At 60.1% G+C, this 439-nt stretch carries 1 protein-coding gene; it reads left to right on the top strand.

What is annotated here, in order from left to right:
- Nucleotides 1–205 precede the first annotated feature (205 nt).
- Nucleotides 206–439 (top strand): PPE family protein (locus tag BST27_RS30870; protein ID WP_139805529.1); only part of this gene is annotated, 234 nt, incomplete at its 3' end.

The raw sequence follows: 439 nt of genomic DNA on the forward strand, positions 1-439 counted from the left end.
AACGTCTTCGGCGAAGGCTCCTCAGGAATCGGCAACCTCGGAAGCGGCGTTTCGGGCTTCAGAAACATCGGCCTAGGAGGATTCAACGTCAACAGCTTCGTCTCAGGCCTACAAAACATCGGCGCCAACCTCGCCGGCATCTTTTCCCAAAACCCCTAGCCCTCAGGTCACATAGTTTGCGTTCGACGCGGAAGAAAGTTCGTCGATGAATTTCGCAACGCTGCCACCCGAGATCAACTCGCTGCGGATGTTCGCGGGGGCTGGGGTTGGGCCGATGTTGTCGGCGGCGGCTGCGTGGGATGATTTGGCCGAAGAGTTGGCTGCGGTTGCCGAGTCTTTCGGTGAGGTGACTTCCGGTCTGTCTGGTGGGGCGTGGCAGGGTCCAGCGTCGGTGGCGATGGCTGAGGCTGCCACCCCGTATGTCAGCTGGTTGAACACG

Origin of the sequence: Mycobacterium intermedium, from assembly GCF_002086275.1 — a bacterium.
Classification (GTDB): domain Bacteria; phylum Actinomycetota; class Actinomycetes; order Mycobacteriales; family Mycobacteriaceae; genus Mycobacterium; species Mycobacterium intermedium.